The 25,748-nt window shown below is 46.1% G+C and carries 25 protein-coding genes and 1 pseudogene; 9 read left to right on the top strand and 17 right to left on the bottom strand.

All coding sequences use genetic code 11. The annotated features are described in order from the left end of the window. Positions 1–12 precede the first annotated feature (12 nt). The 7 genes and pseudogenes from narI (H532_RS0107415) to H532_RS0107385 form a co-directional block, all read right to left on the bottom strand. Positions 13–699, bottom strand: coding sequence for a respiratory nitrate reductase subunit gamma (gene narI, locus H532_RS0107415; protein ID WP_027724963.1), 687 nt, complete (start codon positions 697–699; stop codon positions 13–15). Between the two features lie 22 nt (positions 700–721). Beyond that, positions 722–1,333, bottom strand: a complete 612-nt coding sequence (gene narJ, locus H532_RS0107410) for a nitrate reductase molybdenum cofactor assembly chaperone (RefSeq protein ID WP_027724962.1) — start codon at positions 1,331–1,333, stop codon at positions 722–724. Positions 1,334–1,350: 17 nt separating this feature from the next. Continuing rightward, positions 1,351–2,829, bottom strand: coding sequence for a nitrate reductase subunit beta (gene narH / locus H532_RS0107405; protein WP_027724961.1), 1,479 nt, complete (start codon positions 2,827–2,829; stop codon positions 1,351–1,353). Continuing rightward, a pseudogene (locus H532_RS18205) lies at positions 2,819–6,449 on the bottom strand (nitrate reductase subunit alpha). Before H532_RS18205 ends, narH (H532_RS0107405) begins: the two are co-directional and overlap by 11 nt. A 57-nt stretch (positions 6,450–6,506) precedes the next feature. Next, positions 6,507–6,692 carry a hypothetical protein gene (locus H532_RS18200; RefSeq protein WP_245566429.1) on the bottom strand — a complete coding sequence of 62 codons (186 nt, stop codon included), beginning with the start codon at positions 6,690–6,692 and terminating at the stop codon, positions 6,507–6,509. A 101-nt stretch (positions 6,693–6,793) separates the two neighbouring features. After that, positions 6,794–7,099, bottom strand: coding sequence for a hypothetical protein (locus H532_RS18195; protein WP_051263205.1), 306 nt, complete (start codon positions 7,097–7,099; stop codon positions 6,794–6,796). A gap of 15 nt (positions 7,100–7,114) precedes the next feature. Beyond that, positions 7,115–7,528: a hemerythrin domain-containing protein gene (locus H532_RS0107385; protein ID WP_027724960.1), complete on the bottom strand. Its 414-nt coding sequence runs from the start codon at positions 7,526–7,528 to the stop codon at positions 7,115–7,117. Positions 7,529–7,774: 246 nt separating this feature from the next. Between H532_RS0107385 and H532_RS0107380 the strand changes: the two genes are divergently transcribed. The 5 genes from H532_RS0107380 (at position 7,775) to ric (ending at position 10,825) form a co-directional block, all read left to right on the top strand. After that, positions 7,775–8,017 carry a DUF2249 domain-containing protein gene (locus H532_RS0107380; protein ID WP_081412373.1) on the top strand — a complete coding sequence of 81 codons (243 nt, stop codon included), beginning with the start codon at positions 7,775–7,777 and terminating at the stop codon, positions 8,015–8,017. After that, positions 8,014–8,235, top strand: a complete 222-nt coding sequence (locus tag H532_RS0107375) for a DUF2249 domain-containing protein (RefSeq protein ID WP_425426244.1) — start codon at positions 8,014–8,016, stop codon at positions 8,233–8,235. The genes H532_RS0107380 and H532_RS0107375 overlap by 4 nt, the downstream gene beginning before the upstream one ends. Before the next feature lie 22 nt (positions 8,236–8,257). Further along, positions 8,258–9,505 (top strand): hypothetical protein, encoded by a 1,248-nt coding sequence (locus H532_RS18190; RefSeq protein WP_051263204.1) that lies wholly within the window; start codon positions 8,258–8,260, stop codon positions 9,503–9,505. Positions 9,506–9,594: 89 nt separating this feature from the next. Beyond that, complete coding sequence (locus tag H532_RS0107365) at positions 9,595–9,900, top strand: metal-sulfur cluster assembly factor (RefSeq protein WP_027724957.1); 306 nt, start codon at positions 9,595–9,597, stop codon at positions 9,898–9,900. 220 nt (positions 9,901–10,120) lie between these two features. Continuing rightward, the gene (gene ric / locus H532_RS0107360; RefSeq protein ID WP_027724956.1) at positions 10,121–10,825 is read left to right on the top strand and encodes an iron-sulfur cluster repair di-iron protein; all 705 of its coding nucleotides are present in this window, start codon (positions 10,121–10,123) and stop codon (positions 10,823–10,825) included. Between the two features lie 95 nt (positions 10,826–10,920). On the opposite strand, the gene H532_RS0107355 is transcribed toward ric, so the two are convergent. The 10 genes from H532_RS0107355 to H532_RS0107310 all read right to left on the bottom strand — a co-directional run bounded on the left by H532_RS0107355 (position 10,921) and on the right by H532_RS0107310 (position 21,371). Then, the gene (locus H532_RS0107355; RefSeq protein WP_027724955.1) at positions 10,921–11,640 is read right to left on the bottom strand and encodes a Crp/Fnr family transcriptional regulator; all 720 of its coding nucleotides are present in this window, start codon (positions 11,638–11,640) and stop codon (positions 10,921–10,923) included. A gap of 244 nt (positions 11,641–11,884) precedes the next feature. Beyond that, a complete protein-coding gene (locus tag H532_RS0107350; protein WP_281169033.1) occupies positions 11,885–12,307 on the bottom strand; it encodes a hemerythrin domain-containing protein in 423 nt (140 codons plus the stop codon). Positions 12,308–12,329: 22 nt separating this feature from the next. Further along, positions 12,330–13,433 (bottom strand): SLAC1 family transporter, encoded by a 1,104-nt coding sequence (locus H532_RS20275; RefSeq protein WP_155995002.1) that lies wholly within the window; start codon positions 13,431–13,433, stop codon positions 12,330–12,332. Between the two features lie 22 nt (positions 13,434–13,455). After that, positions 13,456–14,163 carry a respiratory nitrate reductase subunit gamma gene (gene narI, locus H532_RS0107340; RefSeq protein WP_027724952.1) on the bottom strand — a complete coding sequence of 236 codons (708 nt, stop codon included), beginning with the start codon at positions 14,161–14,163 and terminating at the stop codon, positions 13,456–13,458. After that, the gene (gene narJ / locus H532_RS0107335; RefSeq protein ID WP_027724951.1) at positions 14,156–14,701 is read right to left on the bottom strand and encodes a nitrate reductase molybdenum cofactor assembly chaperone; all 546 of its coding nucleotides are present in this window, start codon (positions 14,699–14,701) and stop codon (positions 14,156–14,158) included. The genes narI (H532_RS0107340) and narJ (H532_RS0107335) overlap by 8 nt, the downstream gene beginning before the upstream one ends. Before the next feature lie 3 nt (positions 14,702–14,704). Beyond that, positions 14,705–16,186 carry a nitrate reductase subunit beta gene (gene narH / locus H532_RS0107330; RefSeq protein ID WP_027724950.1) on the bottom strand — a complete coding sequence of 494 codons (1,482 nt, stop codon included), beginning with the start codon at positions 16,184–16,186 and terminating at the stop codon, positions 14,705–14,707. Then, entirely contained in the window at positions 16,176–19,841 is a 3,666-nt protein-coding gene (locus H532_RS0107325; protein ID WP_027724949.1) for a nitrate reductase subunit alpha, read from the bottom strand. The genes narH (H532_RS0107330) and H532_RS0107325 overlap by 11 nt, the downstream gene beginning before the upstream one ends. 110 nt (positions 19,842–19,951) lie before the next feature. Beyond that, positions 19,952–20,635 carry a Crp/Fnr family transcriptional regulator gene (locus H532_RS0107320; RefSeq protein ID WP_027724948.1) on the bottom strand — a complete coding sequence of 228 codons (684 nt, stop codon included), beginning with the start codon at positions 20,633–20,635 and terminating at the stop codon, positions 19,952–19,954. A 222-nt stretch (positions 20,636–20,857) separates the two neighbouring features. After that, entirely contained in the window at positions 20,858–21,097 is a 240-nt protein-coding gene (locus H532_RS0107315) for a ferredoxin family protein (protein WP_027724947.1), read from the bottom strand. A 34-nt stretch (positions 21,098–21,131) separates the two neighbouring features. Then, a complete protein-coding gene (locus H532_RS0107310) occupies positions 21,132–21,371 on the bottom strand; it encodes a DUF2249 domain-containing protein (protein WP_027724946.1) in 240 nt (79 codons plus the stop codon). Positions 21,372–21,862: 491 nt separating this feature from the next. Between H532_RS0107310 and coxB the strand changes: the two genes are divergently transcribed. The 4 genes from coxB to H532_RS0107290 are packed head-to-tail and all read left to right on the top strand — an operon-like array spanning position 21,863 to position 25,712. After that, entirely contained in the window at positions 21,863–22,756 is an 894-nt protein-coding gene (gene coxB, locus H532_RS18185) for a cytochrome c oxidase subunit II (protein WP_051263203.1), read from the top strand. A gap of 15 nt (positions 22,757–22,771) precedes the next feature. After that, positions 22,772–24,739, top strand: coding sequence for a cbb3-type cytochrome c oxidase subunit I (locus H532_RS0107300; RefSeq protein WP_027724945.1), 1,968 nt, complete (start codon positions 22,772–22,774; stop codon positions 24,737–24,739). A gap of 2 nt (positions 24,740–24,741) precedes the next feature. Then, positions 24,742–25,395 (top strand): cytochrome (ubi)quinol oxidase subunit III, encoded by a 654-nt coding sequence (locus H532_RS0107295; RefSeq protein WP_081412371.1) that lies wholly within the window; start codon positions 24,742–24,744, stop codon positions 25,393–25,395. Continuing rightward, a complete protein-coding gene (locus H532_RS0107290; protein WP_245566427.1) occupies positions 25,392–25,712 on the top strand; it encodes a cytochrome o ubiquinol oxidase subunit IV in 321 nt (106 codons plus the stop codon). Before H532_RS0107295 ends, H532_RS0107290 begins: the two co-directional genes overlap by 4 nt. The last annotated feature ends 36 nt before the right edge of the window (positions 25,713–25,748 follow it).

The raw sequence follows: 25,748 nt of genomic DNA, 5'->3' as shown, positions 1-25,748 counted from the left end.
ATCGGGCTCGTTTTATCTTTTAAAATGCGATCGCGAGCGATACTGTTGCGGCGCTCGAAACGGGTAACGAATCGGAAATGAAAACATATGGATCAGCCTCGTAAAAGGTATAGATGCAAAGAGAAGAAAAGAGGCAATGACATGCACTTTAAAAATAGTCGGGACGGATTCCATCAAATGATACTTTGGCTGAAAGGTAAAGAGGCTGCGGAACCACGGGCCGATGGTTGTCCGATATTCATACTCCCTTGTGAACACATCGTAAATCGCGGTGATGTACGTTCCCAAAGCGGCAACAACAAGGACCAAAATAACGGTAAAAAAGTCGGCGAAAGTCGAGTGAAGACGCACCCTTGTATGGATGATTTTGCGAATCAACAAAATGACGAGCCCAATGACGACCAAAAGGCCCGCAAAGGCACCGCCGATAATGGCAAAGGCATGGTACACTTCATCAGTAATGCCTAAGGCTAAATAAAAACCTCTTGGAATCAAAATGCCCATCACATGACCGATAAAGGCAAAAAGGATCCCGTAATGGAAACAGACCGATCCGATGCGCAGCCACTTTTTTTCGTGAATTTCCGTTGACGGGGCTGCCCAAGACATCTGCCGATAGGCAAAACGGTATAACGTGCCCAGGACCAAAATGGTACCGACGATGTATGGGAGTATGACCCACCAAAAGATTGATGACAACTTGGACCCTCCTTACTAAATTTTATGCATCATACATCAGTGGATAAGGGAGTTCTTCCAAATCGGCTGTTTCCCTTTCCTTTTTTAGGTTTTCCAATTCTTCTACAGACGGGGCCAAAAAGACGTCCGTCATGAGGCGCTTGAACACAAGGGCGTACGGGTTCTTCTCTTCGATATTTTCACTGATCCGAAAAGTTGCCGCAGCTAGACGACGTTTGAGCCGTTCGACTGCAGGATTTTCCTGAGCCACCGCTAAAAATTCATATAACATTGGGATGTAGTCGGCCAATTCTCCGTCTAATCGGTCAAAGCCAGCTTCGTTAATCAATTTTTGCAGTTTTATGAGTGCCGCACCCCTTTTCCGGCTATCCCCAAGTTCTTGTGCGGTCAGATACAACCCCGTTTTTTCTTTCCAGTCAAACGTTTCCACATAGATCTTCTTTAACTCCTCCAACGGCATGCTTTGGAAAAGTTGCACGATCGAGGTCCAAGCTTCCTTCGTCTCCCCTTGCGTTTCGTTTTCTAGCTCGTTCATCATCCACTCAAGATCCCGATCAAAATCATCGCCTGGATAATGGATGAGGCGTGAAGCAATCAGCAATAACATGTCGACAGGCACCGAAAAAACCGACACTCAGTCCACCTTCCTTTCTAACGGATCATTCCTTCGGGTGGTGCCAAATCTTCAATACTACAGGCCCCTTGTTGATAAAACAAATCGTCCTTCATTTCCCTGCGGCCGGTCGGAATGACAAACCGCTCATTATATTTTGCTACCGCTAAAAGCCGGGCCATTTCTTCCAATTCTTCCACACTGGTATCGGCTTCTTTTAACAATTGACTGTGTTTATAGTCATCAACGCCACCGACGGTTTTGGCTCTCATGTGCACGCGCATCGCCGTCAGTTTTAAAAGCACGTGGCGGATGATGCCGGTGTCACCTGCGGTCAGTAAAGAGGCCAAATATTCCATAGGTATACGCATTTGGTCAACAGCCGGAATATAGCCATCCGTTGCCAATTCCTCCTCGTTTTCAATATGATTCATGATCGGGTTAAGCGGCGGCACATACCAAACCATTGGAAGCGTCCGGTATTCCGGATGTAGCGGCAAGGCGATCTTCCATTTCATCGCCATTTTATAGATGGGAGAATTTTGCGCTCCTTCAATCCACTGGTCATTGATCCCAGCTTTTCGCGCTTCCTTGATTACTTCGGGATCAAACGGATCAAGAAAGACGGAAAGTTGAGCTTCATATAATTTTTTCGGGTCCTCAACAGAGGCAGCCGCCTTGACTTTATCCGCGTCATATAAAACGACACCGATGTAGCGAATCCGACCGACGCATGTTTCCGAGCAGATTGTCGGAAGACCGGCCTCCGTTCTTGGGTAACAGAAATGGCATTTTTCCGCCTTATGCGTGTTCCAGTTATAATAAACCTTGTGATACGGGCAGCCGTTCATGCAAAATCGCCAACCGCGGCAAGCTTCCTGATCAACGAGCACAATGCCATCTTCATCTCTCTTATACAACGCTCCGGACGGACATGAAGCGACACATGACGGATTTAAACAGTGTTCGCAAATGCGTGGCAAATACATCATGAACGTCTTTTCGTATTCCATCTTGATATGTTCTTGCAGTTTTTGAACATTAGGGTCGGTTGGCGCGATTTCATTTCCGCCCGCCAAATCATCGTCCCAATTGGAACTCCAGGTCGGCTTATCAATATATTTTCCCGTCATCAACGATTTCGGTCGGGCCACAGGAACCCGGTCTTTCTTTGGCGCCGTAAATAGATGTTCGAAGTCATAGGTCCATGGCTCATAAAAGTCTTCTTGGATGGTCGCCATATTGGGATTGTAAAAGATATTGGCCAATTTACTAACAGGGCCACCGGCTCGGAGCCGTAATTTCCCGTTTTTTAAAACCCAGCCGCCTTTAAAGCGGTCCGTGTTTTCCCATTGTTTCGGATAGCCGGGTCCCGGACGCGTCTCGACATTATTGAACCAAACGTACTCCACCCCCGGACGATTCGTCCAAGTGTTTTTACAGGTTACCGAGCACGTGTGACAGCCGATGCATTTGTCCAAATGCATGACCATACAGACTTGCGTTTTAATCCTCAAGCCAATCCACCTCTTTCAACCGCCGGATAATGGCGATGGTATCGCGTTGGTTTCCCGTCGGCCCGTAGTAATTGAAACCGTAACTCAACTGAGAATAGCCACCGATCATATGCGTTTGCTTCGGTGTAATGCGCGTGACGCTGTTATGCGTGCCGCCGCGATTTTTGTTAATGGCATTGGCCGGAACACCCATGGTTCGATCTTGCGCGTGGTACATATACACAACGCCTCGCGGAATCCGGTATGTCACCACGGCTCTAGCTGCCACCGCACCGTTGCGGTTATAGACTTCAATCCAATCATTATCTTTAATCCCAATCGACGCGGCGTCTTCCTCGTTGATCCAAACGGTCTGCCATCCCCTAAACAACGTGGTCATATTTGTCGTTTCGGTAAACATGGTGTGAATCCCCCACTTCTGGTGCGGGGTTAAATAGCGGACGGTCAGCCACTTGCCGCTGTTTTCCACTTTGTCTTCCCCTAATAGAAACGGACCGTGATTCAGCGGCGGCAAATAAAGCGGCAATCCTTCCCCGAAATCCAACATCACTTCATGATCCAAATAGAAGCTTTGCCGTCCGGTCAATGTCCGCCAAGGTATCATATACTCCGTATTGACGGTAAACGGCGAATAGCGCCTTCCGTCTTTTTCCATACCGCTCCAAACCGGTGTGGAAATTGCTTGGCGCGGTTGAGCAGTAATATCGAGGAGGGTGTAGGCATCTTCTTCATGGCCTTGAGCGATCTCAGCCAATTTTTGCCCGGTTTTTTTCTCCAACGACTTCCAACCGGCCACGGCTCTTTTTCCGTTCGTGGCACCGCTCATATCAAGGATGGCTTCTATGGCATGTTTGGCGGAATATAAGTCCGGCCGCCCTTTGCCAAGACCTTCTCGGCCGCATACGCCAAGCCGATTCAGCAACTCTTTATAGACGTCTTCTCCCGGTATGACCACGCCTTTTGATCCATAGCCTTTCTGTATATCCGGGCCGATCGTTGTAAACTGATGAAACACGTTCGGGTAATCGCGTTTCACGATTTGAAATTTCGGCATCGTTTTGCCGGGGATTGGCTCGACACCATCCTTGCGCCAGTCAAACACCTTCCCGAACGGTTGGGCGATTTCGTCAACCGTATCATGGGACAACGGCGACATGACCAAATCTTCGCAAGCTGGCAAATGATCTTTGGCGAGTTCCGAAAAGACCCGGCTGATTTCGCGAAACGCATCCCAGTCGCTTTTGGCTTCCCATGGCGGTGTAATCGCCGCGTTAAAGGGATGGATGAACGGATGCATGTCCGTTGAGCTGATATCGTATTTTTCATACCAAGTGGCAGCTGGTAATACGATGTCGGAAAACAGACCCGTACTTGTCATGCGGAAATCCAAGCTGACGAAAAGGTCGACTTTACCCTCAGGCGGTTTTTCCGCGATGTCAATCGTCTCCGGTTGCCAGGAACTCCCGGATTCAGCCAGAACCGTATCTTCGCCGCCCATCAAATGTTTTGCAAAGTATTCATGTCCTTTACCAGTATCCCCCAACAAATTGGATCGCCAGTTAAAGAAGACTTTCGGAAAATTACGCGGATCATCCGGATGTTCGATCGCCCAATCCACCTTTTCTTCTTTAATAAGTTGAGCCATATATTGGGCCACTTCATCCGCTTCCTTCAAGCCCTTTTCCCGTGCTTCTTTAACCAATTTCAATGAATTTTGCGTAAATTGCGGGTATGATGGTAACCAACCGAGACGTGCAGCCATCGCATTAAAATCGGCTGGGTGCATTTGACTGAAACGTCCACCCCATTTTAATTGCTCCTCATTCACCTTGGCTTCGTAGCGGTATTGGTCCGTTGCGAAATAAAAGAAAGAGGTACCGTTCATGTGACGGGGTGGTTTCAGCCAATCGCCAGCAAACGCCACCTGTTGCCACCCTTCAAGCGGCCGCACCTTTTCCTGCCCGACATAGTGCGCCCATCCACCACCATTGACGCCTTCCCAACAGCACGAGGTTTAAAATGGTGCGGTAAATCTGATCGCTGTGGTACCAATGGTTCGTTCCACCGCCCATCGCAATCATGGATTTCCCTTTTGTGCGCGCAGCATTTTCGGCGAATTCTTTCGCCACACGAATGACATGGGCTTTCTTCACACCGGTGATGGACTCCTGCCACGCTGGCGTATACGGCTTAGGATCATCGTAACTTGTTGGGTAATCCCCAGGAAGTCCACGCCCCACCCCCACATGGGCCATCATGAGATCGAAGACGGTGGTGACTTTTAGTGTGTGGCCTTGTTTATCGCGGATCCATTTAACCGGAACGCCGCGCACGACCACGTCACCCCGCTTTTCCGCAAAATACGGAAAACGAACGAGGGAGACTTCATCGGCATTTTTCAAGAAACTTAAAAGTGGATCGACCGCTTTCCCCTGTTGATCTTTTAATTCCAAATTCCATTTGCCGCTGTCGTCGTAGCGAAAGCCGAGGCTGCCGTTGGGGACGACCGGCCGATCGGTTTTGGCATCCCAAAAAACCGTCTTCCATTCCCCAAGGGTATGGTCATCATTTAAATCCGAAGCGCGAAGGAAACGGCCGGATTGGAGGCCATCTTGGGTTTCATCAAGGATGACGAGAAACGGTAAATCCGTATATTTCTTAACATAATCCGTAAAATAAGGCGTCTCTTGATTGACATAAAATTCCGTCAGTACGACATGGGTCATGGCCATTGCCAAAGCGGCATCGGTCCCCGGGCGAACCGGCAGCCAAATATCAGCGAATTTATCGTATTCGGCATAATCCGGACTGACACCGACAACTTTTGTTCCATTATAACGGGCTTCAACCATAAAATGCGCATCCGGCGTTCTCGTTTGCGGCAAATTCGTTCCCCAAATGATCATATATTTCGAGTTATACCAATCCGCACTTTCCGGAACATCGGTCTGTTCACCCCAGACCTGAGGAGAAGCCGGCGGAAGATCGGCATACCAATCATAAAAGCTTAAAATCGTTCCGCCGATCAACGATAAAAATCGGGTGCCCCCCGCATAACTGACCATGGACATGGCCGGTATGGGACTAAAACCAACGATGCGATCCGGGCCGTATGTTTTGATCGTATAAATGCAGGAAGCAGCAATAATCATGCAGGCATCTTGCCAACTGAGGCGGATAAAGCCGCCTTTTCCGCGCGACGAGACATACCGTTTTCTTTTCTCCGGATCGGTCACGATATTTTCCCAAGCCCGAACGGGATCTTTTGTTTTTTCAAGCTCGGACGTCCACATTTCGTATAAGTCCCCGCGGATGTAGGGGTGTTTCACCCTTACCGGACTGTATGTATACCACGAATAACTGGCGCCACGCGGGCAACCACGCGGTTCATATTCCGGTGTGTCGGCTCCCGTCGACGGATAATCGGTTTGTTGGGTTTCCCAGGTAATAATGCCGTCCTTGACATAGATCTTCCAGCTGCAGGATCCCGTACAGTTGACCCCATGTGTTGATCGCACGATTTTATCATGTTGCCAACGATGCCGATACATTTTTTCCCAATCACGACCGCGTGGGCTTTCTTCCGTCCAGCCGTCATTGATTTTATGACCTCGTTTCAAAAACTTTAAATGTTGCTATAATTTGTTTTGATTATAGGCCAATGCCGACACCTCGCTTTATTGGTTTTGATCCGAACGTTTGACTCGCTCCAGCGGATTGTACAAGTCCCCCGCGATGCGAAAAGCGCCTTCCCGATTGGCGAATTCTTTGAGAAATACTTCCCAAGACGGGACATTCGCGGCAGCAAGAATCAACCGCTGCAATTCATCCAATCGATCAATTTGATAGATTTCCTGGATCATTTCAGGAGGACATCTCCAAAACGCATTCTCAAAACCGCAATCAAATCTTCCCGATCGGCCACGAGCATGGCCTCATTTTGCATATCCACGACTTTTCCCCCTCAGAGTCTAATCATTTTATAATAATCGGCGATGAGGCTTTCTTTGCACTTTTCCACGGTTTCCGAAAAAAACTTGGAAATGGCAGGATCCTCAGTTTCGACAGCCTCCTGTGTGAAATAGGCAGTGACCATTTGCTTGTCGGTCAAACCGTATAGGATGGCCACTTCAATTCCGTCCTCGCGTTTCGTCCCATAGGCTTCCATCTCATAGGTATGAATATGTTTTTCTTCCATCATCATTTTTAAGATGTGATCCAATTTCGGCTCGGCGATAAACAGCGGAACGCCTGATTCATGTGCGTTCATCGTCACCTCTCCTTTTTACTCCATTAAAAGCGCCTCTTCTGCTTCATTATGTAATAGGTCGATTTCGACCAGCGCAGCAAAGGCTCTGAACATTTCTTTTGATACATGTTGTTCACGGAGCATGTTTTTAATCTTAGCGACGGTTTTTCGCATCAGTTGATGATCCCGAATTAACGCTGTAACCTCATCCTTTAATTCTGGATGGTCTTCCACCAATTTTTTATATAAGCCCTCCTCCTCGGCTTCTACGTGGCGCAACGTTCTTGTCTCCCAGTGTTCCACAAGGACAAGCGCCACTTTCCAAGCTTTTTCCGGCTCTTTGCGCTCCAAACAAGCCGCAAGAAGGTCAAGCAATTCTACCGCCTCGTTAATAGCCACCTCGTGAATCGCTGCATGGCTATGTTTCTTTAATAAAGCCGGACCTGACATGACCATCATCCTTTCATGACTATTTTAGACAAGACTGTCAAACAATAGACTCTAAAACCATATTAGAAAATCGTTGAATAATTTGTATAATTATCAATAATTTAATACCTTCTGTCGAAATAACACAAATTATAGAGCTATCTTAACCGGTTTACCTCCCTTTGGATTGTGAGTCATCTCACAATTTTCTAAGTAACAAAGTGCTATGTTAAATGTGAAAAAAAGTAAAACGATGAGGTGATATAGATGGCAGAACGCAAAGTGGTAGAATTGGACGTTCGTCCAACGCTTGAGGCAGGCGGCGAGCCGTTCGAAGAAATTATGGGAGCTGTCAAGTCGCTTGGTCCGTCGGATGTTTTTGTCCTCCATGCGACATTTAATCCCATTCCGTTGTTGCGCGTGATGGAACGAAAAGGCTATGTCAATGAGCCCGAACAAGTCGAAAAAGGTCATTGGGTGATCCGCTTCTGGAAGGAAAATGAATCATGACCAAGGTCATTCGTCTTGATAACCGCGGATTGAAGCCACCTCAACCGATGATCCGCACTTTGGAACAACTTGAGTTAATGAATTCAGGTGAGACGTTGATCATACACAATGATCGTCGTCCGATGTTCCTTTATCCTGAATTGGATGAATTAGGATACAGTTATGAAACGGAAGCCCATCCGGATGGCGGTTTTTTAATTACGATCCGCAAACCATAGGAACGGAAAGGAGGGGATACCCGTGATCACGGCCCCGACCTCAGCTGACATTGAAGATGTCAAGCTGCCTATGATTTTTATTTTTACAGGGCTAATCCTATTTGTGTTCGCCCAAGTGATTTTAGCCGTAAATATAGGACATCTTGCCAAAGGGCTACCAGGTGTTCCGATGTTATTATCCGCTGCCCATTTGACGCTGCTCGGATTTGCCACGATGGTGGCCATGGGGGCGATGTATCAACTAGTTCCGGTGGCGCTTCAAGTCAAACTTAAGCATCGCCGCTTGACCTATCCGCAATATCTCCTCTATGCAATGGGTGTCTTAGGGCTTTCTTTCGGGTTAATTGTTTTTAACACAAGTATGATCGCCATTTTCGGGATTCTCACGGTCACAGGCGTCATCGTGTTTGTATTTCATATGATGAGCACCATTCGCGATGCTGAAAAAGGACCGATTAAAAGCGGTGTATTCCTTGCGCTTTTATTCCTCTTTTTAACAGTGCTACTCGGATTGACCCTTGCTCTCGATTTCTTTCGGCCTTATCTCGGAAGTTGGCATGAAGTGATCTTTCACGTGCATATTTTATTCGGCACCATCGGCTGGTTTACCTTACTGATCATCGGATTGTCTTTTAAACTCGCCCCGATGTTCACGTTGTCCCATAAATACGAAAGCCGGTACGGCCCCTTATCCATCCATCTTATTCATGCGGGCATTTGGGTTATGACTTTGGGGTTTTTGCTTAAACAGCAGATGCTTAGTTGCACTGGCGCCGCGGTGATCTTATTGGGATTTCTGTGCTACGGTGTGCAGATGAAAAAGGTATTGGACAACCGGTTAAAGAAAAAATATGACCTTGGGATACGCGTTTCTCTCTTTGCGCTGCCGTTTAGCTTGGTTATGCTCGCTGCTTTAGGCGCGATGGGCTTTGTGATGAACCATGCCGTTCCCGTTCCGGCACTCGTGTATCTCATTATTATCGGTTGGATTTCCCTTGTCATTTTCGGCTATTTGTTCAAAATCATTCCCTTTTTGTGGTGGACGTACAAATACGGGGAAAGAGCTGGTCAAAAAGGCGTGCCGCTATTAAAAGACATGATGAATGAACGGCGTGGAAAGTGGTGGTTTCTCATTTTAATCAGTTCCATCGTCCTCATCGCTCTTTCGCTTGTCATAGGGCTTTCGCTTCTAGCTCAAATCTTTCAAGTACTGTTTGTGATGGCGAGCATTGCCTATACGATGGAAATGGCCAATGTGTTACGAAAATAAAAAAAAGGTGGAACCTCCACCGCCCTCTGACTCTTTGAAGAGTACGATGAAATATCCCATTTTCATGACATTCGAAAGGGGTGTGCCCGATGATCGATAATGAAAAAGTTCTTGAAATCTTAAAAAATGTGATTGACCCTGAACTCGGCATCAATATTGTTGATCTCGGCTTAGTCTACGGCATTGATGTTTTCGAGGACCAAAGTGTGAAAGTGACCATGACACTGACGACACCTGGTTGTCCGCTCCACAATACGATTGAAACCGCCATTATGTATGAGCTAAAAGAAGCAACCGGTCATACCAACCACATCGTGGAATTGGTCTGGGAGCCGCAATGGACCCCAGAAATGATGTCACAGGCTGCCAAGGAAGCGCTTTGGGGTGGCCGATAAGACTTTAAGAGGAAAGCAGCATCTGTTTTGTTTCCTATTCCAAATTTTAAAGAGGAGAAACCATGTTAAGTCCTACAGGATCCAAGAAGTCTCTATACGAGGAAAAACAAACAACTGATCTATAAAGACGTATGAAAAAGTTGTTGATTTAGATCAACGCAAACCTGGCTCTAAATCACCTATAAAATGATGTGACTAAAGGAAAGAAGGTGTATGATGAATGTTTACCAAAAATTCCAAAACCGGTGACATCGTCGTTGAATTTCCCATGGCCAGCCAGCTATTTAAAGAACACAAAATTGACTTTTGCTGCGGCGGTGACCGCCCCATCGGTGAAGTATTAGAAGAAAAGCAAATTGATGCTGATCATTTTATGAACCAATTAAATGCGCTTTACAAAGAAAAGAACGACAATACGGTTCAAGAAATCGATTGGACTAAGGCAAGCTATAAAGAATTAATGGACTATGTGGTTCAAACCCATCATGCCTATTTGCATCGCGTCTTACCCGAGCTTAGCGCTTTGGTAGCGAAAATCTATCGGGTTCATGGAAAAAACCATCCGGAGCTAGAACGCGTTCACCGTTTATTTAACAAGTTAAAAGGTGAATTAGAACATCATTTAATTGAAGAAGAGGTCAATATTTTCCCTAAAATTGAAGCCTATGAAAAAGACCGCACAACTAAATCCTTAGATGAGCTATTAAAAGACATCGAAACCCTTGAAAGCGAACATGATGCTTCGGGTGACATTCTGAAAGAATTGCGTAACATCACACGCGATTATTTCATTCCCTCGGATGCTTGCCGAACATATTCTTTAACCTATCAGCAGCTTGAGGAACTGGAATCCGACATGTTTCAACACATTCATTTAGAAAATAACATTTTATTTCCGAGAATCGCCCAAGAAAAAACCGCTTAATATGAAGTTGACCCAATGAGACGACCAAATCATATTCCGATCAAATACGAAACAAAAAAGTGTGAAATCCCAATTTCGATTTCACACTTTTTCTTCTATAATCGGCAAATCGTATTTGGACAGCCCTCACAGTGACAGACTTTTTTAAGCTCTTCTAAATTGACAATTTTTATGCGTCCATGATCATAGTCAATTAAGCCATCCTTTTTGAATTTGGAAAGCATCCGGTTCACCGTTTCCCGCGTTGCACCGATTAGACTAGCTAGTTCCGAATGTGTAAACTTTCGTGTGATGAGATATTGGCCGCCGTCATTTATGCCATAAGTATTGGACATCCTGATAATTGTGGAAGCAAGCGCCCCGTTTTTGCCGTGAAAAAGCAAATCGCGCAATTTTAATTGCGTGGCATGCTGCATTTCACCAAGCCATTTCGCATATTCAACAGCTAAATTGCCATGTTGAAATAACAGAAATTCCAGTTCCTCCTGCGGGATCACTCCGAGACGGACACGCGTTTCAGCTTCAGCCGTAAAGATGCTTTTTCCGTTCTTTTGCGGTTCCAATTCCCCAAAAAAATCACCGGGAAAGAAGTAATAAAGCACTAAATCCGTCCCATCATCACTGGTTTTTGACAGCTTGACAGTGCCCTCTTTTACGTAATAAAAGCCAAGAGGTTTGTCACCTTGGAGAAAGATTTTCGACCCTTGGAAAAATTCTTTGTTAATCATTTCCCTTTTCAATATATCCAGTGAAGCCTGTGAAAAATGACACGCGTTGTTTTCTACATTTAAAGTTAGTCGTGGAACCGTAGTCATGCCTCACACATCCTTTAAGCAAACTAGCTTTTAATTATATATCCGTTTACCTTAAGAATAACCGCTAAGTTATTTCCGTTTTGTGAAGCACATCACATTTTGAAGAGGTAAAAAAATAGGCCGACTCAGTTTTGAGTTCAACCCATTCATTACCTTCTTACCATTAAAAAAGGGCTGTCTCAAAAGTCCCTATTTGGGGCTTTCGATACAGCTCCTTTTTTGAATAAACCCCTTCCCGATTCTTTCATCGGGAGGCATTCACATGAAAATGCGTCGCCAATTCATATAATCTCTCTTCCGGAAGGGCTTTTTCTATCATCGGAAAAATGACGCGCTCTTCTTTGCGTACATGGGCTTCAAGCATGTCCCCTAGTTTATGCAACTCATCAATGGATGGCGGCGTCGTCCGAAGCACTTGGTCAATTAAAGAACGGATTTTGACATGCTCCAATAGATTTTCAGCGATTTCCGGCTTATCGATCTCCTCATACTGAGCATACGCCGGGAGCAAAATTTCTTCCTCTTCCTGGAAATGCTCATTTCCGCCGTTCTCCCAAAATCTTTTCAGTTCACGGACCACATCTTCCGGGCTTAAATCGCTTTGTTCCGTTCCGACGCGTTTGAGCTTCAATGCCGCAACGAGCGCATGGTGATGGTGGTGGCTCAGCGGGTGTAACGCTTTATGTCTTTTAATAAAGCATACCTCCTTCCCGATGTCGTTTGTTCTTAGAATACCATAACGGATCCACTTGTGTAACAAGGAAGAGTACGGTCTCTATAAAGATAAACAAGAAGACCAGCCAATAACCATAATGAGCCACTAGGGCATGAAGCTTCCCGAGAATAGGAACTCCAAAACCTTCGAACTGGATCGTAAAAGCATAAAACATGCCAAAGGTAAAGTTTCTGGACCACTGGGTGACGTCATAGTGGAAAAGGCCAGATTTTACACCGTACTTTGCGATGCGCTTTTTCGCCCGGTATACTTCCAGTAATTCCACCACTATAAACCAAACGAACACCCACGTCCACAAGACCCATGTAAAAGCGGCCGGGAAGGCATGAGTTGCCGCTTGAGCGAGACCGGTGATCGAAATGGCACCGTGAATGATGCAATTCGTATTCGTCCAATCATCTTCAAGTGACCAGCCTTTGTTAAAAAAGAAACGCCTTGCGATCAGAATAAAGCCAATCAGATAAAAGAGTATGCCCAAAGCTATTATCGTGCGATCCACCAGTGGTGTCATAATTGTTGGATATATATTATTCCAAAGGAGCACCAAAGATTGCGTGCTAACCGTAGCAAGCAGAACGACACCATGGATTTTATCTTTTAGTGGTCCTGAAAGTATGGTCACGTAATTTTTCAAACAGAAGATGAGATACACGATCCATAAACCCGTATTAAAGGCAGCCAACATTGCTGGTAGGAAGCCCAAATCTGTAAAGTATTTGAGTAAAACATTGGTCAGGACGCTTGTTCCAGCTACCCAAGTACCAACCGCAAACATTTTGATGGGATGCTCAAAATGTTTTTTATAGATGTCACCTTTAAAAACAGTATAAAGAATGGAAGCCCCAATCCAAAACCATGTCGCAAATAAAACGGCGGACAGTTCTTTTGAAAACGGGCTGAGCCATGGTATTTTCGGCAAAGAGGCAAACAGGAAAATTCCAGCTGCCATCACCGCCGCCATCGAGGGCGTGGAAACCGTCACTTTTTTTAAAAAGATGAACCTTATAAACCCCCCCAATATTATTGCGGTTACAGCCAAGAACGGGAATTGATCCATGGCTTAAACCCCTTCCAATGATTCAAAATTTTTTGCTGCCGTACTGAACGCGGCGGTTCGTGCGCTTTCTGTACAAGACGTAACTGCGGTTCAGATAACTTAACGGCAGGCTGAACACATGCACGAGCCGTGTAAACGGCCATATAGCCCCCAAGGCCATTGTCGCCAAAATATGAATTTTAAATGGGAGCGGGACGTCCTTCATATAATCTGCGTTGGGGTGAAAACTGAGTATTCCGCGCACCCACGGGTTGATCGTTTCCCGATAATCAAATTCCGTGGCACTTGCCGCATTCGTAAACGTGGCCATCAAACCGAAAATAATGACCGCAGCTAGGAAGAAAACCGCTAGAAAATCACTGATTCGGGATGTTTTCCGCACCCGGGTTGAGCTAACGCGGCGCAGGAGCAGTGTCAAGATGCCCGCACAAGTCAGAATACCAGCGGCACCCCCTCCCCAGACAGCCGCCATATGATAGAGATGATCACTAATGCCTAGCGACCGGTAAACCTGAACGGGAACTAAGAGGCCTGCCACATGGCCAAAGAAAACCATGATGATGCCCCAGTGAAACATCCGGCTGCCCCATTTTAAACCGTTTTTCTCCAAAAACTCACTCGATTTTGCCGTCCAACCCAATTGATTATAATGAAAACGATAGAGATGTCCGCCGATGAAAATGACCATAACGAGATAAGGAAGGATCACCCAGAAAAATTGATTAAGCATGGCTTCTTCCTCCCATCGCAATGGATTCTTCCCGGCCTGCCTCTACAGTTAGTATAATAAACCTAAGAACATTTTGATAGAGACTGTCCGCCTTAGCCAGTTCTTCGGCAATGGCCCGGATATGTTCAGCATAACGTTCCAGTAAACGTATGCCATCGTCGGAAAGAGCGGCAAACTCCAACATCAGCGGCAAATAATCGGGAAGTTCGTCATCTGGCATTTGCCAACCGGCTTTTTGGTAGATCTGTTTAATTTCAAGTAGGGCCGCTCCCCTCTCCCGCTGCTCCCCATGGATGGCGTAAGTGACATATAGATTGGTCTTTTTACCGAAATCAAAGATCTGAACATAGCGGGTGATTAAGTCATCCGTATCTGTTTTTTGTAAATATTCAACGACTGGGAGAAGCAGATGTTCTCCCGTTTCGCCGCCGATTTCTTTAATAATCTCTTTTATAGTTTCCAGTGATTGTTTCATTTTTTCATCTGGATATTGCAAGAGATAGGAACAGATTTTATAAATCGCCGGATCTTTAACCATGGATTAAACCCCCTGACGAAAGACTCCGCAAGAACCGGGTCCTCCTTCAAAATCCAAACCACAAGCGCCTTGTTCCAACATTAAATCCGAAACATCCTCCCGGTGTGCTTTCGGTATCACAAAGCGGTCGTTGTATTTGGCGATGGCAAGCAACCGATACATCGCTTCCACGGTTTCGGCATCAAGGCCAAGTTCTGCGAGAAGTTTCGTATCCGGTTCCTTTCCGCGCGTTACCAACCGCATATGGCGGCGCATCGCCGCCATTTTCTTTAACACCGTGCGAATGACGTCGGTATCGCCCGCCGATAAAAGATTAGCCAAATATTCGATCGGAATCCGCATTTGATCAATAGCCGGAAAAACATCATCCGGGTCGGCTTGTGAACCTTTTCCTTCAAAAAGATTCATGATCGGGCTGAGCGGCGGGACATACCAAACCATTGGAAGCGTGCGGTATTCCGGATGAAGCGGCAACGCAATCTTCCATTCCACAGCCATTTTATAAATTGGCGAGCGCTGAGCGGCTTCGATCCAATCTTCCGGAATGCCGTCACGCAATGCTTGCTCAATGACCATTGGATCGTTCGGGTCGAGGAAGACGCTTAATTGTGATTCATATAAATCTTTCTCGTTTTCAACCGAAGCCGCTTCTAGGACGCGGTCAGCATCATAAAGAATAATGCCAAGGTAGCGAATGCGGCCAACACAGGTTTCCGAGCAAATGGTCGGAAGGCCGGCTTCGATCCGCGGGAAGCATAGCGTGCATTTTTCCGCCTTATTCGTTTGCCAGTTAAAATAGACTTTTTTATACGGGCAACTGGACACGCACATCCGCCATCCCCGACAGGATTCTTGGTCAACGAGCACAATCCCGTCTTCATCCCGCTTATACATCGCCCCCGACGGACAAGCCGAGACGCAGGCCGGGTTTAAGCAATGTTCGCAAATTCTTGGTAAATACATCATAAAAGTTTGTTCAAAATCCATTTTGATCGATTCTTCGATGCCTCTTAAGTTCGGGTCTTCCAAGCCGGTCACATGCGCGCCGGCGAGATCATCTTCCCAGTTCGGCCCCCATTTGATCTCCATCGGCTCACCGGTGATCGTCGAATAGGGCCGGGCTACCGGCTGGTGTTTTTGCTCGGGACTGTTTGTTAGTTTTTCGTAATCATAGGTCCATGGTTCAAAATAGTCATCCACGGTTGGTTGATTCGGATTGAAAAATAATTGGCGCATTCTCGTAAACCGGCCACCAGATCGCAATGTCAATTTCCCGTTTTTTAATTCCCAACCGCCTTGATACTCATTTTGATTTTCCCAGCGTTTCGGGTACCCGATCCCCGGCTTTGTTTCTACATTATTGAAGTACATATACTCCGTTCCAGGGCGATTCGTCCAGGTGTTTTTACAGGTTACCGTACACGTGTGGCAGCCGATGCATTTATCCAAATTCATCACCATTGCCACTTGCGCTTTAATCTTCAAGCCAATCAACCTCCTCAAGTTTGCGGATGACCACGTTCAAATCCCTTTGGTTACCGGTCGGCCCGTAATAATTAAAGCCATAACTGAGTTGTGCGTAGCCGCCGATCATATGGGTCGGCTTCATGTGAATGCGCGTTGGGCTGTTATGGGTGCCGCCTCTCGTTTCCGTTAATTTCGTTCCTGGAACGTTAATCGTTCGATCCTGAGCGTGGTACATATAGGCAATCCCGCTCGGTATGCGGTGGGAAACGACGGCGCGTGCCACAACCACGCCGTTTTCGTTAAAACATTCAATCCAATCATTATCTTCAATTCCCGCCTCCCGAGCGTCTTCTTTACTCATCCATACGGTCGGTCCGCCGCGGAATAATCTCAACATAGGGAGCGAATCAAAATACATACTGTGAACCGACCACTTATTATGCGGCGTCAGATAATTCAATGTCACTTCTTTTCCGTTCACATCGGGACGCTTGCTGCGAAACGGTGCATGTGAAAAGGTCGGTTTGTAGATGGCAAACCCTTCGCCGAACTCCAGCATCATTTCGTGGTCGATGTAAAAGTGTTGTCGGCCTGTGAGCGTATGCCATGGCAGGTGATGTTCGACATTCGTCGTAAACGGCGAATAACGTCTGCCGCCTTTTTCCGAACCAGAAAACGCCGGTGATGTAATGACCGTTTTCGGTTGTCTTGTGATCTCATCAAGTGTAAAACGTTCTTCAGCGCGCTCCAGCGCTAACTCTTTAAGTTTTTTCCCGGATTGTTTTTCGAAATCTTCCCAAGCTCTGACGGCCAACTTGCCGTTAGTGGTCGATGATAATGTCAAGATGGCCTCCGCTACCTTCCGATCCGTCGATAGATCCGGAAGCCCTTTGATGATGCCTTTTGTATGGATGCCATTGACCTTTTTCAACAAATCATATTGATCGCTAGCAAACCAACTGATCCCTTTCACGCCAAGCGGAAGGTTCCGGGCATTCGGTCCCAGCGCGATCATTTTTTCATAAATCGCCCCGTAATCCCGTTCGACGATATGAATTTTCGGCATCGTCCGGTTCGGCTCCGGCATGACATCTTCCTTCATCCAGTCATGGACGATCCCAAAAGGTTGCGCCATTTCATCGGCAGTATCATGGGCAAGCGGCGTCGTCACAATTTCCTTGACCGGTCCTGCAAAACATTCTTTGGCCATGTTGGAAAACACTTTCGCCAGTTCTTTAAAAGCATCCCAGTCAGACTTGGCTTCCCAAGGCGTGGCAATAGCTGGGTTAAAAGGATGGACGAACGGGTGCATATCCGTTGAACTTAAGTCCGTTTTTTCATACCAAGTCGCTGCTGGTAAGACAATATCCGAATAAAGGGACGTGCCGGACATCCGGAAATCGACATTGATCAGGAGGTCGAGTTTTCCTTCTGGAGCATTTTCGCGCCATTGAATTTCTTGCGGACGCAACGTATCAGCATCATCATTCAGCAACCCGTTATCGGCACCGAGCAAGTGTTTCAGAAAATATTCATGGCCTTTGCCCGAGCTAGAGATCAAGTTGGCGCGCCACGTAAAGAGAACCCTTGGGAAGTTCACCGGATTGTCCGGGTCCTCTATAGCAAATTTCAGCGTCCGCGCCTTCAATGCTTTAGCAACAAATTGCGCCACTTCTTCTGGTGTTTTCGCCCCATTTTGAGCCGCCTCTTTATATAGATCAATGGAATTTCTGTCAAACTGCGGATAAGACGGAAGCCACCCCATGCGCGCGGCTAGGACATTATAATCCGCATAATGGTCATAGCGGGCTTTGCCATATAACGGAGACGTTAATTCACTGACCGGCGTCCTTTCGTAACGCCACTGGTCCGTAGCAAAGTAGAAAAAGGATGTGCCGTTTTGTTGTCTCGGTGGCGCCATCCAGTCTTTGGCAAAGGCAATCGTCTGCCAACCTTCGACAGGGCGCAATTTTTCTTGTCCGACATAATGGGCCCAGCCCCCGCCGTTGACACCTTGAGCCCCGACCATTAAAACAAGGTTGAGGATGGCCCGATAAATGACATCTGAATGGTACCAGTGGTTAATACCCGCCCCCATAATGATCATGGAGCGGCCATTGGTTTCGACGGCGTTTTCGGCAAATTCCCTGGCGATTTTGATGACGAGCTCTTTTTTCACACCAGTAATTTTCTCCTGCCAAGCCGGTGTATACGGCTTTGGTTCGTCATACGAAATGTCGTGATCCCGGTTGATGCCGTAATGAGCGAGCATCAGGTCAAAAACGGTTGCGACATAAATGGTTTCATCTCCGACAACGACTTTTTTTACCGGAACTTTACGTGAAAGGATCGCTTTTTCATTATCGAAGTAAGGGAATTGAACCGTTAAGGTCTCATCTCCGGTTTCATAAAAACTTAGGACTGGATCAATCACACCGCCGTTTCCTTCATCGACCATGTCCAAGTTCCAATTGCCTTTCTTTTCCCAACGCGAACCTAATGTGCCTTGCGGGATGGCAAAATCGCTCGCTTGTGCATTAAAGACTACGGGCTTCCACGCGCTATTTTTAACCTCTTTTCCAAGGTCGGAGGCTCTCAAAAAGCGGTCAGCCGCCCAAGCGCCATTTTTCTCTGTGAGTTTGATAAGAAAAGGAAAATCCGTAAATGTTTTCGCGTAGTTTATGAAATAGGGGATTTGCCGTTTCACATAAAATTCTTTTAAAATCACGTGTCCCATCGCCATGGCGAGAGCCCCGTCCGTACCAGGTTTAACCGATAACCACTGATCGGCAAATTTAACATATTCGGCATAATCTGGGCTAATCGAAACGACTTTCGCTCCTTTATATCTCGCCTCAGCCATAAAGTGGGCATCCGGCGTACGCGTCATTGGGAGGTTGGAACCCCACACCAACATATACCCTGTGTTAAACCAATCGCTCGATTCAGGGACATCGGTTTGGTCGCCCCAAATTTGAGGAGATGCCGGCGGGAGATCGGCATACCAATCGTAAAAGCTAAGTAGTGGCGCCCCAACCAGCGTTAAAAAGCGGGCACCTGATGCATAGCTGATCATGGACATCGCCGGAATCGGCGAAAAGCCGATGATGCGGTCGGGACCGTATTTTTGAATGGTGTAAATCATGGCTGCTGAGGCGATGTTTAAAACCTCTTGCCAATTTGCCCGCACAAAACCGCCTTTGCCGCGTGCCGATTTATATCGCTTGGCGAGTTCGGGATTTTCAACGATCGAACGCCATGCCGCTACCGGATGATCATTTTTGGCAAGCGCCTCCCGCCATAAATCCAACAATGCGCCGCGAATATAGGGGTATTTCACGCGCAGCGGGCTGTAGATATACCATGAAAAACTAGCACCGCGCGGACAACCCCGCGGTTCAAAATCCGGCATGTCTGGTCCTGTCGACGGATAATCAATTTGCTGGTTTTCCCAAGTGACAATGCCGTCCTTAACGAAAATGTTCCAACTGCACGACCCCGTGCAGTTCACCCCGTGTGTGGAGCGGACCACTTTATCATGCTGCCAACGTTTTCGGTAAAGATCTTCCCAATCGCGGCTTTTCGGTGAAACCTCACTCCAGCCGTCCGACATTTTTTCTCGGGGTGTAAAATATTTAAGCTTCTCTAAAATCGGGTAACGCTTTCTCTTCATATAAAAAATCCTTTCCCCTCCGTGATGCCTTGATTGTAGCGGCTGGAGAGGAAAGGACGGCGTGACATTTGTCATAATGAACAGGTTTTCAAAAATATGCCACATTTAGGCTATGATTCGATATGTTCCTTTAAAGCGTCGACATTGGGAATGTAAATTCGTTTTCGACTCGTTTCAATCAATCCTTCTTTTTTTAATTGATTAAAGATGCGGTTGATCGTTTCCCGAGTCGTTCCGACCATATTCGCCACATCCTGATTGGTCAGAGGCATTTCAATGGTGGCACTTCCATCTTCCGCCAAATGTTGGTCGGAAAGGCGCAACAATGTATGAATCAAACGATGTTGAACATCTTGGGATATAAACTCTTGAATACGGTTGGCCAACTGCTTGATTTTTTGCCCCATAATTTTCATTACTTTGATCGCAATGCGCGGATACATCATCAGCAGTTCATTAAAATCATCAACCCGTATGACAAGCAAGTGGGTTTCTTCCATCGCCTGAGCCGTTGACGGATATGGCCCTTCGTCGAAAAACCCGATATGAGGAAACATCTCACCTGTCTGCAATAGATTAATGACTTGCTCATTGCCGTTCTCATCGACTCTGAAAACTTTGACCACACCAGATCTTATGAAATAAACGGCTTCCCTTTTTTCCCCTTCCATGAAGATAAATTGCTTTTTGCCGATCGTTTTTTCAGACGTAATTTGCGAAAGCTTAGTGAGTTCTTCATGGGTAAGTTCGGAAAAAAGCGGCACGCGTTTTAAAATTTCTGCATGTTCGAGCATCGTCTCACCTACCTTAACTTATATTATAATAAGACGTGACATCTTTCGCACGGCAGAGAAAAGATTGTAAATAATTCTTCATAAAGCATTTGAGGCTGGCTTTAATGTCGAGCAAACCTTTTCGTTACCATTATGCTAGCCTGAAAAATTGGCAAACTTTCCTATCCATAAAAAAAGGGCGCTTCGTAAAAGGAATCATTTTGCGAAGACAGCCCTGTTGTTTTATTTATTTTTAAAGAAATCGCGGTTAAGCTGAATGAATTTTTGTTCCTCTTCCGGAACGTCCTCTTCCGGGTAAATCGCTTCGACCGGACATACCGCCTCACATGCCCCGCAATCGATACAGATGTCGGGATCAATGTAGTACATGTCCTCCCCTTCATGGATGCAATCGACGGGACAAACTTGTACACATTCGGCTGCTTTTTCACCGATACAAGGTGACGTGATGACAAACGCCAAACCAACCCCTCCCTCCTATCCGGTTAAAGTTGAATTATTTTTTCGTAATGGCCACGCGCCAAATTTCCGGGCCCTCTTCAAGGTATTCCCACTCGAATTGGCCCTCTTTTTCCATCATAAATTCATATTTTAAAGGCTTCGGATTGTGGTCATTGATGAGCTCCATGGTGGTGCCGGGTTCTAAGGCATCGAAGGTTTCGTGAATCACCCGGTGTTTATCCCTCGGCGGGTATTCTGTGGCATTGACGCGTGCAGCAAAAACTCTATCAAACATTTTTTTGACCCCTTTCAGTTAATTTCATGTTGAATGTACCATATCCTTGCTACCCGCTTTGTGACGAGCATCACCATTATCCCTTTCATTTTAAAGTTCTTCACAGAGAAAAACTTTCCGTACTTCGAAATAGCTTAACCTCGTCACCTATTCTGAATAAAATCTTCCCATGTTGACACATTCTCCACTTTAGTTTACCCTTCACAACGTCCATTGAATCATGTTGAAGTGATTTCAAATCTCTCCACAGAGCTCCCTCTATTCTGTCTCTTCCTAATAAATAATAAAGTGGGAATTAACAATAAAGCGTGACAACAATGCAGTTTTTGAACGATTTGTGTCGATAAATTTGAAAGCTTATTGAACGATTTTATAAATGTGATTAATATCACTTTCCGACGGATATGGAATACATAAAATGAAATGGAATTAAGGTTGGCCCTTTAATTTATAAAGAAGAAAAGTATCGAACATGAAAGGAGATGCGAACCATGAAAACGTGGTGGCGCAAGGGGCTTTTCTTAGGAGCACTCGGTCTCTTGTTTTTGACCGGATGCAGTGAGAAATATCCATTGCTTGATCCTCAAGGACCTGTAGCTCGAAAAGAATACCATATGCTTTTATTGACAACGATTCTTACAGGTATTGTTATTGTTCCGGTCGTAATCTTATTATTCGTTGTAGCTTTTCGTTACAGGGATAGACCAAACAGCAAAGCAGCCTACAAACCGGATTGGCATGAAAGCAAATGGTTGGAAATTATTTGGTGGGGGATTCCGGTTATTATTATTTTAATTATTGCTACGGTAACTGTTAAAGAAACCTTTGCTTTACAATACCCACCTGAGAAAAAAGAACCCATTACGGTTGAAGTCACCTCTTTAGACTGGAAGTGGCTGTTTACGTATCCGGAACAAGGCATTGCAACGGTCAACTATATGAATATACCAACAGACCGTCCTGTCAAATTCGTCTTGACATCGGATGCACCGATCAATGCCTTTTGGATTCCGTCACTGGGCGGCATGCAATATACGATGCCCGGCATGGCCATGCGCTTATGGTCACAAGCCGATGAACCAGGCACGTACATTGGAAAAGGCGCCAACTTTTCCGGTAAACATTTTGCTAAAATGAGCTTCAAAGTCAATGCCCAATCGCAAGAAGACTTTGACAAGTGGGTGGAAGAAATAAAAAGCACCAAACCTGCTTTAACGAACGAAGGCTATGCGGAACTCAGCAAACAAAGTGTTGTTGGGGAAAGCGCCTATTCTTCCTATCCTGAAGACTTGTATATGAACATCCTGATGAAAAACGGCGGCGAATACATGCCGAACCACTGGATGATGATGGAAAATCAAAAAACTGCGCAACCCACTAAGTAAGAAGGAGGGTTATACATGTTAGATCGACTAAAAGAGTTTGCCTCAAACTTTTTTGTCACAGGCGAACCAATGATTTATATGTCGGATGTTGCGATTGTTTTAGTCAGCCTCGCTATCATCTTTACGCTGACATATTTTAAAAAATGGAAATGGCTTTGGCGTGAATGGATCACAACTGTTGATCACAAACGCATTGGTATCATGTACCTGATTTCGGCATTACTCATGTTATTCCGCGGCGGTGTTGATGCCCTTCTAATGAGGACACAGCTTGCCCTGCCAAACCAACACTTTTTGGATGCACAACATTACAATGAGATCTTTACCACACACGGTACAATTATGATCTTGTTCATGGCGATGCCATTCATCTTTGCTTTATTCAATATCGCCGTGCCGCTGCAACTCGGTGCTCGCGATGTGGCATTCCCATATTTGAACGCGATTAGTTTTTGGATGTTCTTCTTTGGAGCTTTGCTCTTTAACTTATCCTTTGTCATCGGGGGTTCCCCGGACGGCGGTTGGATGTCTTATCCGCCATTAACCGAATTGCCGACGGATCCAGGCCCTGGTGAAAACTTCTATCTCTTGGGATTGCAAATTTCCGGTATCGGAAGTATTGCGACCGGCATCAACTTTATCGTCACCATCCTTAAGATGCGTGCACCTGGCATGAAATTGATGAAAATGCCGTTGTTCTGTTGGTCGGTCCTTGCTTCTTGTATCGTTATCATCTTTGCTTTCCCGGCTTTAACGATTGCCTTATTGCTCTTAATGATTGACCGGATGGCCGGTGCTCACTTCTTTACGATGACAGGCGGCGGCAACCCCATGATGTACATTAACTTGTTCTGGGTATGGGGTCACCCTGAAGTCTATATCGTTATTTTGCCAGCCTTTGGTATTCTGTCGGAAGTGGTCGCCACTTTCTCAAGGAAAAAGATTTTCGGGTATGCATCAATGGTTGCATCCCTCATGGTCATCAGTATTGTAAGTTACCTTGTTTGGGCTCACCACTATTTCGTCATGGGAGCTAGTGCCGGTGTCAACTCCTTCTTTGGTGTCGCATCAATGATCATCGGTATCCCGACAGGTGTTAAAATCTTTAACTGGATTTTTACGATGTTCCGAGGCCGTGTCCGGATGACACTTCCTATCTATTGGACGATGGCCATGATCACCTGTTTTGCCTTTGGCGGTATGACCGGTATCATGCTTGCGGCTGTGCCGATTGACTACCAAGTGCACAACAGTTACTTCCTGATCGCTCACTTCCACCAAACCTTGATCGGCGGCGTAGTATTCGGACTTCTCGCCGGACTCTATTACTGGTGGCCAAAAATGTTTGGATTTAAATTAAATGAGCGTCTTGGAAAATGGGCGTTTTGGTTCTTTAACATCGGATTTTATGTCTGCTTTATGCCGCAATACGCACTTGGCTTCATGGGTATGACTCGCCGCGTGTACACTTATCCGGCAGACGCTGGTTGGACATCAATGAACTTTACCTCAACCATTGGCGCCTATATGATGGGTGTCGGGTTCATCTTCATGGTTGTCCAAATACTGTATAGCATTAAATATGGCGAACGCGATTTGACCGGCGATCCGTGGGATGGCCGTACGCTCGAATGGTCTGTGCCATCACCGGCTCCGGAATATAACTTCGCCCACATTCCGGAAGTTGAAGAACGCGACGCCTGGTGGGAAATGAAACAAAAAGGTCAGTCTCTGGTTCAACTGAATCATCAAAAACCGTTTGAACCGATTCACATGCCAAATAACAGCGGCCGTCCGTTTATCATGTCCCTGTTCTTCTTCATCGCTGGTTTCGGTCTTGTCTTTAACTGGTGGTGGATGGGTGCCGTTGGTTTACTTGGTGTCGCTGTCACGATGGTCTTACGTTCACAAGAACGCCATGACAGCCATTATATCCCGGCTGAAGAAGTACAACGTTCGGAAGCCGCATTGGGGAGGTTTTAAGGATGTCAACCGCTATTCATAAATCATCACACGGTTCAGTCCATGAATCTCCGAAATATAAAGGCAAAGTTTTACCTTTAGAGTATACGAGTCATGAAGGACCGTTAAATATCTTAGGATTTTGGATCTTTCTCGCAACTGACCTTATCCTTTTCGGATGTTTGTTTGCAACCTATTTCGTCCTCCGCACCCATGTAGACGGCGGTGTGACGGATAAAGAACTCTTTGACAACATCACCAGCTTCACAGCCGAAACAGTTATCTTGTTAACAAGTAGTTTTACAAGTAGTTTAGCGATCTTCGCAATGAGAAATAATAATAAAAAGCGGCTGATCGGCTGGCTGATCGTGACCGTCATTCTAGGGCTGTCTTTCGTCGGCTTGGAACTTCGGGAATTCATCGAGTATTACCATGAAGGTTATACGATGTCGCGCAGTGCGTTTCTTTCCGGATTCTTTACACTGGTTGGCACGCACGGCTGCCACGTTTCACTCGGGATTATCTGGATGATTTCCATTATCACTCAGATCGCTCGTTACGGCATCGATGCCATCAACGCCCGAAAAACATTTATCATCAGTTTGTATTGGCACTTCCTTGACATCGTATGGGTCTTCATCTTCTCGGTCGTTTATTTGACGGGGGTGGTATCATGAGTCAACCAACCATGAACGGGAACAAAGCACCACACGTTCCAATGAAAAATCTTGTCGGTTTCTTGCTTTCTCTGATTCTGACATTTGCTGCGCTCGGACTCGGTTTGGCCCATGTGATGTCCTTTGGGATGGTCATGTTCATCATCTTGATTCTGGCTGTCTTGCAAATTGTTGTTCAGCTTTACTTCTTCATGCACTTTACCGAATCTGACGGCCCGAGATACCATATTATTGGCCTGGCGATCGCAGTGTTCTTCGTTATCTGCATCATTGGCGGATCAATCTGGGCTATGACCTTCAACTCGCAAGCGCTGTAACAAAATAGTCAAAATCAATTAGGCGAGCCTGTTTTC

Origin of the sequence: Tuberibacillus calidus DSM 17572, assembly GCF_000430685.1 — a bacterium.
GTDB lineage: Bacteria > Bacillota > Bacilli > Bacillales > Sporolactobacillaceae > Tuberibacillus > Tuberibacillus calidus.
This window is presented reverse-complemented; position numbering and strand designations above follow the sequence as displayed.